The following is a 13,932-nucleotide window of genomic DNA, read 5'->3' on the forward strand; positions in this document are numbered from 1 at the left end:
ACTAGATATCCAACTCGGCAACCAGCGCGTCGACCACCGCACGCAGATCGCCGTCGTGCTCCTCGGCGACCCTGCGCTGGCGTTGGTAGGACGCGCCCATCTGGTAGATGTCGGCGACACGGGCCAACTCGTCGCTGCAGTGCAGCAGCCTGGCCACCGGTTCGAGCCGGTTCAGCAGCTCGTCGAGGTCCTCGGTGACCAACCGCTCATTGCTGTCGGCGTCCAAGATGATCACCGTGTCAAGCCCGTAACGCGCAGCGCGCCACTTGTTTTCCTGCACATGCCACGGCGGCATCGTCGGCAGCCGCTCGCCCGCGTCGAGGCGCCGGTCCAGGTCGACCACCAGACAATGGGTCAGCGCCACCAGTGCGCTCAGCTCACGAAGGTTGGAGACACCGTCGAAAATCCGGATCTCCACGGTTCCGATATGCGGGGAAGGCCGGATGTCCCAACGGATCTCGTTCATGTGGTCGATGATGCCGGTCTTCTTCTGGTCGTGGACGAAGCGTTCCCACTCCGCCCACGTCTGGAAGTGAAACGGCAAACCGGCGGTCGGCAGCTGCTGAAACATCATCGCCCGGTTGGATGCGTAGCCGGTGTCCTCGCCGTCCCAGAACGGCGACGACGAGGACAGCGCGAGCAGATGCGGATAGTGGTTCAGCAGTGAGGTGTTGATCGCCATCACCTTGTGCGCGGAGCGGACCCCCACGTGCACGTGCACGCCCCAGATCAGCATCTGCCTGCCCCACCACTGGGTGCGCTTGATCAGCTCCGCGTAACGCGGCGCGTCGGTCAGGCTGCCCGGCGACCATTTCGCGAACGGATGGGTGCCCGCGCAGAACAGCTCCATGCCGCGGTCGCGCACGATTCTGCGTGCAGCCACCAGTGTTTCGCGCAGGTCGTCCATCGCCTCCGGCACGGAATCACAGATGCCGGTGACGATCTCGACGGTGTTGCGCAGCAGTTCCTTGTGCACGCGCGGATTGTTCTCGCCCAGCTCCTCGATGACCTGGGTGGCCTCGTTGCTCACATCGCGGGATTCGGCGTCGACGAGCGCGAACTCCCACTCCACCCCGACCGTCGGCCGGGGGGATCCGGCAAAATCTATGTGGCTGCTAGCCGGTACCGATAACACCGCACGCCACGCGCTTTCCGGCGTCGCCGGTAGCCAAGGTGGTTTCGTCGGGCGGCGGGTTCCCGTTGACCTGCTGGTAGCGCTCCGGCGGGATGTTGGCGAAGTTGTCGGGCTGCTCGTGGATGATGATCGCGGTCTTCTCGTCCGACAGCAGGTCCTCTGCGGTGAAGGTGTCGGTGGTGGTCACCAGGAGCGCAGAACCGTCCTCGCGGACCTGCAGCGAGGTGAGGTCACCGCTGGCCGGATGTCCGGTGTGACCGGGCACCTGGAAATGTCCACCCGCGGAGTTGAAGTCTGCGGGCGCGCCGCCGGTAGGGGCGACCGAGTTCGCCTCGCACTTACCGATCGAGTGGATGTGCATACCGTGGAACCCGGGGTTCAGCTTGCCCGCTTGGGTGGTCTGCACGGTGATGGTGGCGTACCCGTTGGCGAACTCGAAGTCCGCGGTGGCCACGGTGCTGCCGTCGGCCATCTTCAGATCGGCGGTCAACGTCTCACTACCGCCTTCGCCGCCCTGACCCTGCTGCTGCGCGTCGGGCGCGGCAGTCGGTGAGGGCGAACCGGTCCAGATCGACGGCGTGGTGCCCGGCGTATCGCTGGGTTGTTCGGGTGCGGCACATGCGCTCAGAGCAAGAGCGGGAACGGCGAACAAGGCGGCGGCAGCTGCGGTCTTGAGCATGGGCAAGAGCCTAGCCGGTGACCACCACAACCACGCCCGGCGGTTGCTCAATCAGTTCAGGTAGCCGAGGTTCCACGGGCGCTTCCAACAGTTTGCCCACTTCATCGGCGGCCTCTTGTTCACCGGGCGCGTCGCTGAAATACACCGTGGTGGCCGGCACGTCCGGCAGTGCCAGGTTGCCCGTCTCCGTGACATCCCAGCCGGCGTCGCGCAGCCGGGTGGCGGTGGCTTCGGCAGCCCCTTGGACCTCTGAGATGTTGTAGACGCGCACGTCGGCCCTGGCCGCTTCCGGTGATTCCGTCGGGCTTTTCGGGGTCGTGGTGATGGTGCTCGTGGCGATCGTCGACTGCTCGGCGTCTTCGTCGTCGTCAGAACCCATCGCCTGAAAACCGACCAGAAGAAACACCACGCCGAGAAACAGCAGCACCATCACCATGGCGCGCAGCGGTAGGCGGGATGAGTTTCGCTGGTTCATTGCGCCCACTGTATCGGCCCGTCCGGCCCCTCAAGATCAGGTGACGTCAAAGCCCAGCCGACGCGCCGCACGCGCCTTCTGCCTGCTGGCCCGCAACCGGCGCAGCCGTTTGACCAGCATCGGATCGGCTGCCAGCGCCTCGGGACGGTCGACCAGCGCATTCAGCACCTGGTAGTAGCGGGTGGCCGACATCGAAAACAGCTCCTTGATGGCGTCTTCTTTGGAGCCGGCGTATTTCCACCACTGGCGCTCGAACGCCAAAATGTCGTGTTCTCGGCGGGTCAGCCCGTCACCGCGATCAGAGTCGTCCCCGGATTGCTCAGTCCGCGCGATCGCGCCGTCCATCTCGCCCTTGGACCCTTCCGACAATCGAAATTACATCGCTGTGGTTCGGCGCTCATTCAATCACGGGTTCGTAGTGTGATGCGTCAGATACGCCCGCGAGTCGGGGGTTAAGGGTCGCCGCCTTAAGCTTTCCCCGTGGCCGTCGTACCGATCCGCATCGTAGGAGATCCCGTCCTGCACACCGCTACCGAACCTGTCATCGTTCACGACGACGGTTCGCTGCCGGCCGATGTCGTGGAACTGATCCAGGATCTGTACGACACCATGGACGCCGCCAACGGCGTTGGCTTGGCGGCCAACCAGATCGGTGTCTCCAAGCGCGTATTCGTCTACGACTGCGCTGACGCACGGGGCAAGACCACCCGCCGCCGCGGTGTCGTGGTCAACCCGGTGCTGGAGACGTCGGAGGTGCCCGAGACCATGCCGGATCCGGATGACGACGACGAAGGGTGCCTCTCGGTGCCCGGCGAGTCGTTTCCGACCGGTCGCGCCGACTGGGCGCGGGTGACCGGCCTCGACGCCGACGGCAACCCGATCACCGTGGAGGGCACCGCGTTGTTCGCCCGCATGCTGCAGCACGAGACCGGCCATCTGGACGGATACTTGTATCTGGATCGGTTGGTCGGCAGGCATGCGCGCGCCGCCAAACGCGCGGTGAAGTCGAACGGTTGGGGTGTGCCGGGGCTGACGTGGATGCCCGGCGAAGATCCGGACCCGTTCGGACACTGATGCAGATTCCGCCGGTCGGCGCTCGTGTCGTGATCCGGTATCGGCTGCCTGCCGGTTCAGAGCCGCCGCTGAGCGACGTGATCGGCCATCTACTCGAGGCCGGCCCGACGCTGAGCGTGCGCACCAAAACCGGCGACGTCGTGGCTGTTCCGGCCGACGACGTGATGGTGCTTCGAGAACTGCCACCCGCAACGGTGCGCACCGCCGATATCCGCAAGCTCGAACACGCAGCCGCGATGGCGTGGCCCGGCGTCGAACAACAGTGGATCGAAGGCTGGTTCCTACGCGCGGCTGGCGGCCACACCCACCGCGGCAATTCGGCTGTGCCGCTGGGGTTCGACGCCACCGCATCGGTGCTGCCCGAGATCATCGAGTGGTACTCCGCGCGGCAACTCACGCCGTGGCTTTCGATTCCGGACCGGCTGTTCCGGCTCGCCGATGCGGAGCCGCATCTCGAAACCGTGGTGCTGGCACGCGAACTCGGCCCCGCCGAAGAACACGACCCGGCGGTTCTGCTCGCCGCGGACCCAAGCGATGAATGGCGTCGGCGCTATGAGCGCGACGTGCCCGTCGACGTACTGACCTCCATCGTGGACGGCGAGGCCGTGTTCGCCACCGTCGCCGGAGCGGCCGTCGCCCGTGCCGCGGTGACGACGACGATCGACCGCGGCCGGTGGGTGGGCATCTCGGCCCTGCGGGTGGCCGAGGTCGCGCGTCGACGCGGGCACGCCCGGCGCCTGTGCTCGACCGTGCTGTCCTGGGGCCACGACCGCGGCGCCTCCCACGCGTACGCCCAGGTGCTGGTCGACAACGCGCCCGGCAGGGCGCTGTTCGAGTCGATGGGTTTCATCGAGCACCATCGCTCGCGGTATATGCGCGCTGACGCCCTGAGGCTGTAGTCAGCCGGGAATGTGCGTCGGCGGGTCGGCGAACGCGAGGTCCGCGTGGTGCTGGCCGGGCCCCATCAGACCACAGTGCTTTACGGGCACGAGGTGGGTACTGAAGCCGCTGTGCACCACCTGGGGCACTCCGACGCAGCGTTCCCAGGTGCCGTCCGGCTGGATGGGACCGTCGCACTTGCTGATGAAGGCTCCCCCGTAGTGACAGCCGGCCGCCGCCGGCGGCGCCAACGCCATCGAGCCCGCGGCCGTCAGCACCGCGGCGACCGTGACGACGACACAGCGCTTCATAGCCACGAACGCTACCGCTGTTCGCCAGGTCTTCGCGGGCCTTTCGTAGCCTGTAGCCATGCGACTGGCGACCTGGAACGTCAACTCGATCCGTGCGCGGGTCGACCGCGTCGTGAACTGGCTCGAACACGCCAACATCGATGTGCTCGCCATGCAGGAGACCAAGTGCTCCGACGAGCAGTTCCCGGTCATGCCGTTCCTGGCCGCCGGTTACGAAGTGGTGCATTGCGGGTTCAACCAATGGAACGGCGTGGCGATCGCATCGCGCGTCGGCGTCGACGACGTGCAGGTCGGGTTCGAGGGCCAGCCGACATGGAGCGATAAACCCGACGTGGAAGCGGCCGCGGAAGCGCGTGCGCTCGGGGCGACGTGTGACGGCGTGCGGGTGTGGAGCCTGTACGTGCCCAACGGACGCGTCATCGCCTCGCCGCACTACGTCTACAAGCTGGAATGGCTTGCCGCGCTGCGCGACGCCGCAGCCGGTTGGCTGGCCGAGGACCCGACCGCTCAGATCGCGCTGACCGGGGACTGGAACATCGCGCCCACCGACGAGGATGTGTGGAGCGTCGAGTTCTACCAGGGCAGCACCCACGTCACCGAACCCGAACGGGCGGCGTTCAACGCCATCGTCGATGCCCAATTCACCGATGTAGTAAGGCCTTTCACACCCGGCCCCGGCGTTTACACCTACTGGGACTACACGCAGCTGCGGTTTCCCAAGAACCGCGGTATGCGCATCGACTTCATCCTCGGCTCACCCGCGCTGGCGCAACGCGTGGCCCACGCCGAAATCGTTCGCGAACAACGCAAGGGAAAGTCACCCAGCGACCACGCGCCGGTGCTGGTGGAGTTGTCCTGAAAACTTGTCGGTGGCTTGTGGCACCATCGGGGACATGTCGATCGAACACCTGTTCGAGCCTCCGAGTCCGGACGCCCTGCTCGGGGAGATCGAGTCGACCCATCGCGAAGAGTCGATGCTCATGGCGCGCAGGCTGGCGGCGATCGCCGAGCTGCTGGGGCAACGCATCGCCGAGGTCGAGGAGGTCGATCCCGACCCCGGCTACATGATGGTCACCGGTTTTGCCCGGACCACAGCCGAGGTGTCGGCAGCGATGAACATGTCTCCGATGGCCACCCGCGAATTGGTGGGCCAGGCCGAGGATCTGGACTCGCGTCTGCCCCGGGTCGGCAGGCTGTTGGCCGAAGGAAGAACCGACTGGCGCACCGTGCAACTGGTCATCAGCCGTACCGAATTCGTCGACAGCGACCTGATCGCCAAATTGGACAGGTCGTTGGCTCGACAAATCGGGCGATGGGAGTGCTGGTCGCGACGACGGATCATCAACGAGGTGGACGCCGCGGTGCGTGCCGTCGATCCCGAGGCCGTCAAAAACCGGCGGGTCGCTGCCTACAACGATCGCAGCATCAACGTCACCGCTCAGCCAGACGGTATGGCCAAAGTTCACGGCACGCTGCCCGCCACTGCGGCGGCGGCGTTCGACAAGCGGCTCTCCCAGTTGGCCATGTCGGTGTGCGCGAAGGATCCGCGGACGGTCAAACAGCGGCGGGCCGACGCAGTGACCGCCCTCATGGAGGGCCAGCGACTCCCGTGCGCCTGCGGTACTCCGGACTGCCCCGCAAACACCGCCGACGACGCCGCGCCTGCAGTCGCGGCCCGGCCGGTGATCAACGTGATCGCCTACGAGTCCACCCTCACCGGCGAGAGCGATCGACCCGGCTACGTGGAAGGCTTCGGCGTGATCGACGCCGATCAGGTGCGTGAACTCGCGATGGACGCAGCCTGGCGACTGGTCGACCGACCGCAAGTCACCCCCGAAGAGGCACTGCGGTATCACCCGTCCGCCGCCGTCGAGCGCTGGGTCCGCTTCCGCGATCTGACGTGCAGGTTCCCCGGCTGCGATCGTCCAGCCGCGCACTGCGACCTGGACCACACCGTCCCGTTCAACCACGACGACCCCGCCGCCGGCGGTCTGACCGTCCCGTGGAACCTGGCATGTTATTGCCGAGAACATCACCGGCTCAAGACGTTTCACTGCGGTCCGGGAGGATGGCGCGACGAACAGCTACCGGATGGCACCATCGTGTGGGCCTCGCCGACAGGCCGCACCTACCGCACGACCCCCGGCGGTGCCGACCTGTTTCCCGAGATGAGCTTGCCCTGCGAACCTCCCACGCCGCGCACACGGAACCGCTCCAAAGAACGCGCGGCGCGAATAGCGCGAGCCCGCAAGAAGCTTCAGGCGCAACGGGCGGTCAACGACGAAAATCGTCGGGTGAACCGAGCTTGCCGAGAAGAGATCAGCCAGCGCAAGTGGCGGAACAGGTCGCGGAAGTATCTCGTGCTGTTCAAGGGCGGCGAACCCAGTACCAGCCCGTGGTGCCCGTGGATCAACGAGCCGATGGAGCCCGAAGAGCTTCCGCCGGACTGGGAGCCACCGCCACCGCCGTGGTCGCAAGACCCTGACGAGCCGCCACCGTTCTAGGGGTCTCCCCTTTGGCCGACCGCTGCGATACCGTGGGCAGCGTCCATACACGGGAGTGCACGCCCAGTGCGCTGAGAGGACGGGTGGGCCCGTCGACCGTACGAACCTGACCGGGTAATGCCGGCGTAGGGAGAGGATTTCCATGGCGCTGTCGGATACTTCCGTGACTCCGTCCATCACCACCGGCCCCATCGCGGGCAGCACCAAGATCTACCGGGAACTCGAGGACGGTGCCCAGGTTCCGTTTCGCAGAGTGCACCTGTCCAACGGCGAACATTTCGACCTGTACGACACGTCGGGGCCGTACACCGATCCGGCAGCGGACCTCGACCTGCACCGGGGACTGCCACCGCGGCCGGGCGTCGTCCGCGACCGCGGCACCCAACTGCAGCGCGCCCGCGCCGGTGAGATCACCGCCGAGATGGCGTTCATCGCCGCGCGCGAAGGTGTTCCTGCCGAGTTGGTGCGCGACGAGGTGGCCCGCGGACGCGCGGTGATACCCGCCAACCACAACCATCCTGAGACCGAGCCGATGGTCATCGGCAAGGCCTTCGCGGTGAAAGTCAATGCCAACATCGGTAACTCGGCCGTGACCAGTTCGATCGCCGAAGAGGTCGACAAGATGGTGTGGGCCACCCGCTGGGGCGCCGACACCATCATGGACCTGTCCACCGGCCGCGACATCCACACCACGCGCGAGTGGATCCTGCGCAACTCCCCGGTGCCGGTCGGCACCGTGCCGATCTACCAGGCGTTGGAGAAGGTCAACGGCGACCCGACCGCGCTGACGTGGGAGCTGTACCGCGACACCGTGATCGAGCAGTGTGAACAGGGCGTCGACTACATGACCGTGCACGCCGGTGTGCTGCTGCGCTACGTTCCGCTGACCGCCGAACGGGTCACCGGCATCGTCAGTCGCGGCGGCTCGATCATGGCCGCCTGGTGTCTGGCCCATCATCGGGAATCATTCCTCTACACCCACTTCGAAGAACTGTGCGAGATCCTGGCCCGCTACGACGTGACGTTCTCGCTCGGCGACGGGCTGCGCCCCGGGTCGATCGCCGACGCCAACGACGCCGCCCAGTTCGCCGAACTGCGCACGCTCGGTGAACTGACGAAGATCGCGAAATCCCATGGCGTGCAGGTGATGATCGAGGGACCCGGCCACGTGCCGATGCACAAGATCGTCGAGAACGTGCGGCTGGAAGAGGAACTGTGCGAGGAGGCGCCGTTCTATACGCTGGGTCCGTTGGCCACCGACATCGCACCGGCCTACGACCACATCACCTCGGCCATCGGCGCGGCGATCATCGCGCAGGCCGGCACCGCGATGCTGTGCTACGTCACGCCCAAGGAGCATCTGGGCCTGCCCGACCGCAAGGACGTCAAGGACGGCGTCATCGCCTACAAGATCGCCGCCCACGCCGCGGATCTCGCCAAGGGCCATCCGCATGCGCAGGACCGCGACGACGCCCTGTCGCGCGCACGGTTCGAGTTCCGGTGGAACGACCAGTTCGCGTTGTCGCTCGATCCGGACACCGCGCGGGAGTTCCACGACGAGACGCTGCCTGCCGAACCGGCCAAGACCGCCCACTTCTGTTCGATGTGCGGTCCGAAGTTCTGCTCCATGCGCATCAGCCAGGACGTCCGCGAGTACGCCGCCATGCAAGCCGGCATGGCCGAGAAGTCCAAGGAGTTCGCCGAGCGCGGCAACCGGGTCTATCTTCCACTGGCATGAACCAGCCGTTTCTGCCCGTACCGAAACCCGGCGCCACCCCGGTGCGGGTGATGACGATCGCGGGGTCCGACTCCGGCGGCGGCGCCGGCATCCAGGCCGACATGCGCACATTCGCCCTGTTGGGCGTGCACGGTCTGGTTGCCGTCACCGCCGTGACCGTGCAGAACTCGGTGGGCGTCAAGGGCTTTCACGAGGTTCCCCTCGACGTGATCGCAGGTCAGATCGAAGCGGTGGCCTCCGACATCGGGGTGCAGGCTGCCAAGACCGGCATGCTGGCGTCGTCGGCGATTATCGACACCGTCGCCGACACCTGGCGCCGGCAGGGCCTCGCCGGCAATGTCCCGTTGGTGGTCGACCCGGTGTGCGCATCGATGCACGGCGACCCGCTGCTGCATCCCAGTGCGTTGGATTCCCTTAGGCAGCAACTATTTCCGCTGGCTACATTGGTGACACCCAACCTCGACGAGGTTCGGCTGCTCACCGAGATCGAGGTCGTCGACGCCGATACCCAGCACGACGCCGCGCGTGCGCTGCACGCGCTCGGACCGCACTGGGCGCTGGTCAAGGGCGGCCATCTGCGGACGTCATCGCACAGCCCGGACCTGCTGTTCAACGGCACGGACTTCTTCGAGTTCGATGCCACGCGCATCGACACCGGCCACGACCACGGGGCGGGTGACACGCTGGCCGCCGCGACCGCCAGCGCGCTGGCCCACGGCTACTCGGTGCCCGATGCCGTCGCGTTCGCTAAGCGCTGGGTCACCGAATGTCTCAACGCGGCCTACCCGTTGGGACAAGGCCACGGCCCGGTCTCACCGCTGTTTCGACTCACCAGATGAACCTCGATCAGATCGCAGGCATCGCCCACGAACCCGATACGGCGCCGACGGGGGTGGTCGTACTCACCCACGGCGCCGGTGGCAGCAGGGACTCACCGCTGCTGACGCGGATCTGCGAGCAGTGGGCGCGACGCGGTTGGCTGGCGGTGCGCTACAACCTGCCCTACCGGCGGCGCCGGCCCAAGGGCCCTCCGTCCGGATCGGCCACCGCGGATCAAGCCGGCGTCGCAGAGGCCATCGCGGTGGCCCGCACGCTGGCCGACGGCCCGGTGGTCGCAGGAGGGCATTCGTACGGCGGCCGGATGACCTCGATGGTGGTCGCCGACCAGGCGGTCGACATCGACGTGCTGACGCTGTTCTCCTATCCGCTGCACCCTCCCGGCAAACCGGAGCGCCTGCGCACCGAGCACCTGCCACGCATCACCACGCCGACGGTGTTCACCCACGGCACCTCTGACCCGTTCGGCACCATCGCCGAGCTGGGCGCCGCGGCGGCACTCGTCGCCGCGCGCACCGAGATCGTCGAGGTCACAGGAGCCCGCCATGACCTGGGGTCCAAGTCGCTCGATGTATCCGCCATGGCGGTCGATGCCGCACTACGCTTGCTCGCGTGACCACCCCGCCGGGCCAACCGCCGCCGTATGGACCGCCGCCGTACGGTGGGCAGCAGTACCCGCCGCCTCCTCCCCCGCCGTACTCGGCGCCGCCGCCGGGTGGTTACTACTACCCGCCCCCGCAGAAGCCGAAGTCAAACCGCACCAAGGTGCTGTTGATCGTGCTCGGCGTCATCGTCGGGGTCATCGTGCTCGTCGTCGGCGCCATCATCGCGTTGTTCCTGATCGTGGGTAAGGACACCGTCACCGCGACAGACGTGAAGGTCGGCGACTGCCTCAAGGAGATTCCCAGCGGTACCCGGGTGCTGACGGTGCAGACCACCGGATGCGACGAACCGCATGCCGGTGAGGTGTTCGCCGTGTTGCTGATGCCCGACGGCGATTTCCCGGGCCAGGATGCCATTGACGACTACGCGGACAAATGCGGTCCCGAATTGGCCAGTTATTCGCCTGCCGCAATGGAAGACGACACCATTCAGATGTATGTGCTCTATCCCACTGCCGAAACTTGGGCCGAGGGCGACCGGGCCGTGACCTGCGTCGCAACCCTCGATCCGCCGCGCACAGGCACCATAAAGGGATGATCACGACGCCGAGGCGCGCGTAGAATTCGTCGGTACCTGGGGTACCTTTTTCACATGCTTTCCGAGCAGTTCGATGCCGTCATCGTCGGCGCTGGTTTCGCCGGAATCGGTGCGGCTATTCAACTCAAGCGCTTGGGCTACGAGAACTTCCTCATCGTCGACCGTGAAGACGATCTGGGCGGCACCTGGCATGTCAACCGCTATCCCGGGCTGGCCGTCGACGTCCCGACGACCACATACTCCTACTTCTTCGAGCCGAACCCGAACTGGTCGCGGCTGTTCTCCACCGGTGACGAGATCAAGCAGTACGCCAATGACGTCGCCGACAAATACGACGTGCGCAGACACATGCGCTTCCGCACCTCCGTGGAAGGCGCGCGCTGGGACGAAGAAGCCGAGGTCTGGCGGATCGCGCTGACCGGCGGTGAGACGCTGACCGCGCGCTATCTGATCACCGCCACGGGGTTTCTCTCCCAGCCGAATACTCCGGACATCCCAGGCCTCGGCGGCTTTACCGGCAAGGTCATCCACAGCACCGCTTGGGACGACGGTTACGAGCTGGACGGTAAACGGGTCGCGATCATCGGCACCGGCGCCACCGCGGTACAGCTGATACCCGAGCTCGCCAAGAAGGCGGCCGATCTGACCGTCTACCAGCGGACCCCGATCTGGGTGGTGCCCAAGGTCGACCTCCGGTTCTCACCGCGTGCGAAGCGGCTGTTCGCCCGGGTCCCGTTGGTGCAGCGTGCTCTTCGCGCGGTCACCGACTCGCTCTACGAGTTCTTCATCTACGTCGTGCTCCATCACCGGCAGTTGCTGTTCCGTCGTCTCAACGTCGCGGCATCCGATCTGGCCAAGATGCACCGGTTCTTCTCGGTGCGCGATCCCGAGTTGCGCAAGAAGCTGACGCCGGATTACGACTTCGGTTGCAAGCGGCCGTCCTTCTCCAACGACTACTACCGGATCTTCACCAAACCGCATGTGCACCTGCAGGCCGAGGGCATCGAACACATCGAGGCCGACGGCATCGTCGCCAACGACGGCACCAAGACCGTCATCGACACGTTGGTACTGGCCACCGGATTCGACCTGTGGGAGTCCAACTTCCCCGCGATCGAGATTGTCGGGCGCTATGGGCGGAACCTCGGAAAGTGGTGGCGCGACAATCGGTTCCAGGCCTACCAGGGCATGGCGGTACCGTGTTTCCCCAACTATCTGAGCCTCGCCAGCCCCTACGCATTCCTCGGGTTGAACTTCTTCAACACGATGGAATACCAGATGCGGCACATGGATCGACTGTTCGGGGAGATGAAGCGCCGCAACGCGAAAACGTTCGAAGTCACCGAACATGCCAACACCCGATACCTGGACCGGATGACCGAACTCATCGGGGATTCGGTGCTCACGCTCGGTAACTGCGCGCCGTCGCGCTCCTACTACTTCGACCCCGCTGGGGAGGCGTCACTGCTCCGGCCGACGTCGACGCGCGCCGCGCTCAAAGAGGCGGCACAGTTTCCGTTGAGCGACTACCAGATTGTGTGATCAGAGAGGACACCCGCTGTGCCCCAGGACGAATCAGGCAGCAACTCGCGTGCCGCAACCCTTGCCGGCCTAGCTCTCGCTGGGACCGGGTTGGCACACTTCGCCAAGCCTGAGCTGTTCGAGTCGATCACCGAACAGGCATTCGCGACCAAAAGCCGCCAGCAGATCTACATCAACGGTGGCATCGAGACCGCGCTTGGCCTCGGCCTGGCCGCCCGCAAGACCCGCAAGCTGGCCGTCGTCGGCACGGTCGGCTACCTGGTCTACCTCGCGGGCAACGTCGCCCGTAACCGGTAGCGGCCCAACAACGTCAGATCCAGCACCCGCTGCATCACCAGGTGGCTCTGCGGCGAATTGTCGTAGCGGGTCAGCCTGCCCAGATCGATCACCAACGACATCGCGGCGTGTACGGCGAACCGCGCCTGGCCGGGCGTCCATTCCGGGCGCACCGCGACCACCAGGTCCACCCACGCCTCCACGGTGGCGCGCTGCATGTTGCGCAGGATCTTCTGGTCGGCGGCGGTCATGTTGAGCCGCTCGGCGTAGTAGACGTAGTCCAGCTCGGGCTGGTTGAAGGACCGCTCGACGTAGGCGTCGATGACCGCGGTCAGCGCGTCCTCAGGGTCGGAGATGGTGCTGGTGATCGTCGCCAGCTCGGCCGACAGCCGGTCGGCTGCGCGCCGGAACGCGGCGGCGAGGATGTCGCTCTTACCTGAGAAGTACCGGTAGATGCCGGACGCGGGCATGCCCACCGCCGCCGCGATGTCCTCCATGCTGGTCTCGCGGTAGCCGTTGATGTGGAACAACCACATCGACTCGGTCAACAGCGCCTCGTACTTCGACGAGTCGGCGGGGGTGCGCACCCGCGGCGCAGGTTCGGGCTCGGCGAGGTCGGGCAGCTCGGTGGTGAGCACCGCCCCTGCCAGGTCGGCCAGCAGCGCGCGGACCTGGACGGCGGGCAGCTTGGCCCGGTGATCGACGATGCTGCCGATCACCGACAGCACCGCACTGGACAGCGTCCATCGCTGCCGCGAGGTCAGGCTCGGACGAATTGCGCTCAGCGGCCGTTGGATTCGGTGGTTGACGACGCGCATCTGCGCGATCAGTGACGCCTGATCGTCACCGCGTAGATACCGGCCCTCCCACCGATACAGCCCGCCGGATGTCCGGTTGCGCATCCCGGTGTCGACGAGCGCCGCGACCAACTGGTCGAGCAGGGTTTGCGGATCGTCGAGTTCGACGCCGTCGGCGAACGCCGTACAGTCCACCAACTGCTGGCCCAGGCTCAGCACCGCATCGCGGAACAGTTCGTACTTGCTCGCGTAATGTCGGTACAGGGCGGCCGCGGAGATGCCGACGCGCGACGCGATAGCCTCCATGCTCACGCCGTAATATCCGACCGCGCTGAAGGCCTCGGCCGACGCCTGCGCAATCTGGGCCTTGCGGTCCTTCGGCCGACGTCGCACCTGGTCCGGGTTGGCTGGCCCGCTGGGCGACATGGCATTCACGATAACGGACCTTATGGACACATATCGGCCGGGTTCGCCTTTAGATCATG

16 protein-coding genes and 1 riboswitch are annotated in these 13,932 nt (G+C 66.1%); of the genes, 10 read left to right on the plus strand and 6 right to left on the minus strand.

Annotated features, from left to right (window positions below; translation table 11 throughout):
* Position 1 precedes the first annotated feature (1 nt).
* The 4 genes from ABQE93_RS01020 to ABQE93_RS01035 are packed head-to-tail and all read right to left on the minus strand — an operon-like array spanning position 2 to position 2,634.
* Entirely contained in the window at positions 2-1,135 is a 1,134-nt protein-coding gene (locus ABQE93_RS01020) for a glutamate--cysteine ligase (protein WP_448405402.1), read from the minus strand.
* A complete protein-coding gene (gene sodC, locus ABQE93_RS01025; protein WP_448405404.1) occupies positions 1,116-1,814 on the minus strand; it encodes a superoxide dismutase[Cu-Zn] in 699 nt (232 codons plus the stop codon). Before sodC ends, ABQE93_RS01020 begins: the two co-directional genes overlap by 20 nt.
* Positions 1,815-1,824: 10 nt before the next feature.
* On the minus strand, positions 1,825-2,289 hold the full coding sequence (locus tag ABQE93_RS01030) for a LytR C-terminal domain-containing protein (protein ID WP_448405405.1): 465 nt from the start codon (positions 2,287-2,289) through the stop codon (positions 1,825-1,827).
* Positions 2,290-2,325: 36 nt separating this feature from the next.
* Positions 2,326-2,634, minus strand: a complete 309-nt coding sequence (locus ABQE93_RS01035; RefSeq protein WP_448392363.1) for a nucleoid-associated protein NapA — start codon at positions 2,632-2,634, stop codon at positions 2,326-2,328.
* A 135-nt stretch (positions 2,635-2,769) separates the two neighbouring features.
* Here ABQE93_RS01035 and ABQE93_RS01040 point away from each other — a divergent pair, with 135 nt between their 5' ends.
* The gene (locus tag ABQE93_RS01040) at positions 2,770-3,363 is read left to right on the plus strand and encodes a peptide deformylase (protein WP_448405406.1); all 594 of its coding nucleotides are present in this window, start codon (positions 2,770-2,772) and stop codon (positions 3,361-3,363) included.
* On the plus strand, positions 3,363-4,262 hold the full coding sequence (locus ABQE93_RS01045; RefSeq protein ID WP_448405407.1) for an N-acetylglutamate synthase, CG3035 family: 900 nt from the start codon (positions 3,363-3,365) through the stop codon (positions 4,260-4,262). The genes ABQE93_RS01040 and ABQE93_RS01045 overlap by 1 nt, the downstream gene beginning before the upstream one ends.
* Here the strand turns inward: ABQE93_RS01045 and ABQE93_RS01050 are convergent, their stop codons facing one another.
* Positions 4,263-4,553, minus strand: a complete 291-nt coding sequence (locus ABQE93_RS01050) for a CDGP domain-containing protein (RefSeq protein WP_448405408.1) — start codon at positions 4,551-4,553, stop codon at positions 4,263-4,265.
* Between the two features lie 58 nt (positions 4,554-4,611).
* Here ABQE93_RS01050 and ABQE93_RS01055 point away from each other — a divergent pair, with 58 nt between their 5' ends.
* The 8 genes from ABQE93_RS01055 (at position 4,612) to ABQE93_RS01090 (ending at position 12,671) form a co-directional block, all read left to right on the plus strand.
* Positions 4,612-5,412 (plus strand): exodeoxyribonuclease III, encoded by an 801-nt coding sequence (locus ABQE93_RS01055; RefSeq protein WP_448405409.1) that lies wholly within the window; start codon positions 4,612-4,614, stop codon positions 5,410-5,412.
* A gap of 34 nt (positions 5,413-5,446) precedes the next feature.
* Positions 5,447-7,057, plus strand: a complete 1,611-nt coding sequence (locus tag ABQE93_RS01060; protein WP_448405410.1) for an HNH endonuclease signature motif containing protein — start codon at positions 5,447-5,449, stop codon at positions 7,055-7,057.
* Positions 7,058-7,096: 39 nt separating this feature from the next.
* Positions 7,097-7,206: riboswitch (TPP riboswitch) on the plus strand.
* Positions 7,200-8,795, plus strand: coding sequence for a phosphomethylpyrimidine synthase ThiC (gene thiC, locus ABQE93_RS01065; RefSeq protein WP_448405411.1), 1,596 nt, complete (start codon positions 7,200-7,202; stop codon positions 8,793-8,795). (Overlaps the previous riboswitch by 7 nt.)
* Positions 8,792-9,634, plus strand: coding sequence for a bifunctional hydroxymethylpyrimidine kinase/phosphomethylpyrimidine kinase (gene thiD, locus ABQE93_RS01070; RefSeq protein ID WP_448405412.1), 843 nt, complete (start codon positions 8,792-8,794; stop codon positions 9,632-9,634). Before thiC ends, thiD begins: the two co-directional genes overlap by 4 nt.
* On the plus strand, positions 9,631-10,248 hold the full coding sequence (locus tag ABQE93_RS01075) for an alpha/beta hydrolase family protein (RefSeq protein ID WP_448405413.1): 618 nt from the start codon (positions 9,631-9,633) through the stop codon (positions 10,246-10,248). The genes thiD and ABQE93_RS01075 overlap by 4 nt, the downstream gene beginning before the upstream one ends.
* Positions 10,245-10,832, plus strand: coding sequence for a septum formation family protein (locus tag ABQE93_RS01080; protein ID WP_448405414.1), 588 nt, complete (start codon positions 10,245-10,247; stop codon positions 10,830-10,832). Before ABQE93_RS01075 ends, ABQE93_RS01080 begins: the two co-directional genes overlap by 4 nt.
* Before the next feature lie 54 nt (positions 10,833-10,886).
* A complete protein-coding gene (locus ABQE93_RS01085) occupies positions 10,887-12,374 on the plus strand; it encodes a flavin-containing monooxygenase (RefSeq protein ID WP_448405415.1) in 1,488 nt (495 codons plus the stop codon).
* Positions 12,375-12,392: 18 nt separating this feature from the next.
* The gene (locus tag ABQE93_RS01090) at positions 12,393-12,671 is read left to right on the plus strand and encodes a DoxX-related protein (protein WP_448405416.1); all 279 of its coding nucleotides are present in this window, start codon (positions 12,393-12,395) and stop codon (positions 12,669-12,671) included.
* Here ABQE93_RS01090 and ABQE93_RS01095 read toward each other — a convergent pair.
* A complete protein-coding gene (locus ABQE93_RS01095; RefSeq protein ID WP_448405417.1) occupies positions 12,638-13,873 on the minus strand; it encodes a TetR/AcrR family transcriptional regulator in 1,236 nt (411 codons plus the stop codon). The genes ABQE93_RS01090 and ABQE93_RS01095 overlap by 34 nt on opposite strands.
* Positions 13,874-13,932 lie beyond the last annotated feature (59 nt).

The sequence above is a fragment of the Mycolicibacterium sp. XJ662 genome, from assembly GCF_053484035.1.

What these genes read in the sequence shown, in the direction of transcription:
- sodC (WP_448405404.1), bottom strand. Translation starts at nt 1,814, where the DNA reads ATGCTCAAGACCGCAGCTGCCGCCGCCTTGTTCGCCGTTCCCGCTCTT.
- ABQE93_RS01030 (WP_448405405.1), bottom strand. Translation starts at nt 2,289, where the DNA reads ATGAACCAGCGAAACTCATCCCGCCTACCGCTGCGCGCCATGGTGATG.
- ABQE93_RS01035 (WP_448392363.1), bottom strand. Translation starts at nt 2,634, where the DNA reads ATGGACGGCGCGATCGCGCGGACTGAGCAATCCGGGGACGACTCTGAT.
- ABQE93_RS01045 (WP_448405407.1), top strand. Translation starts at nt 3,363, where the DNA reads ATGCAGATTCCGCCGGTCGGCGCTCGTGTCGTGATCCGGTATCGGCTG.
- ABQE93_RS01050 (WP_448405408.1), bottom strand. Translation starts at nt 4,553, where the DNA reads ATGAAGCGCTGTGTCGTCGTCACGGTCGCCGCGGTGCTGACGGCCGCG.
- ABQE93_RS01055 (WP_448405409.1), top strand. Translation starts at nt 4,612, where the DNA reads ATGCGACTGGCGACCTGGAACGTCAACTCGATCCGTGCGCGGGTCGAC.
- ABQE93_RS01060 (WP_448405410.1), top strand. Translation starts at nt 5,447, where the DNA reads ATGTCGATCGAACACCTGTTCGAGCCTCCGAGTCCGGACGCCCTGCTC.
- thiC (WP_448405411.1), top strand. Translation starts at nt 7,200, where the DNA reads ATGGCGCTGTCGGATACTTCCGTGACTCCGTCCATCACCACCGGCCCC.
- thiD (WP_448405412.1), top strand. Translation starts at nt 8,792, where the DNA reads ATGAACCAGCCGTTTCTGCCCGTACCGAAACCCGGCGCCACCCCGGTG.
- ABQE93_RS01075 (WP_448405413.1), top strand. Translation starts at nt 9,631, where the DNA reads ATGAACCTCGATCAGATCGCAGGCATCGCCCACGAACCCGATACGGCG.
- ABQE93_RS01085 (WP_448405415.1), top strand. Translation starts at nt 10,887, where the DNA reads ATGCTTTCCGAGCAGTTCGATGCCGTCATCGTCGGCGCTGGTTTCGCC.
- ABQE93_RS01095 (WP_448405417.1), bottom strand. Translation starts at nt 13,873, where the DNA reads ATGTCGCCCAGCGGGCCAGCCAACCCGGACCAGGTGCGACGTCGGCCG.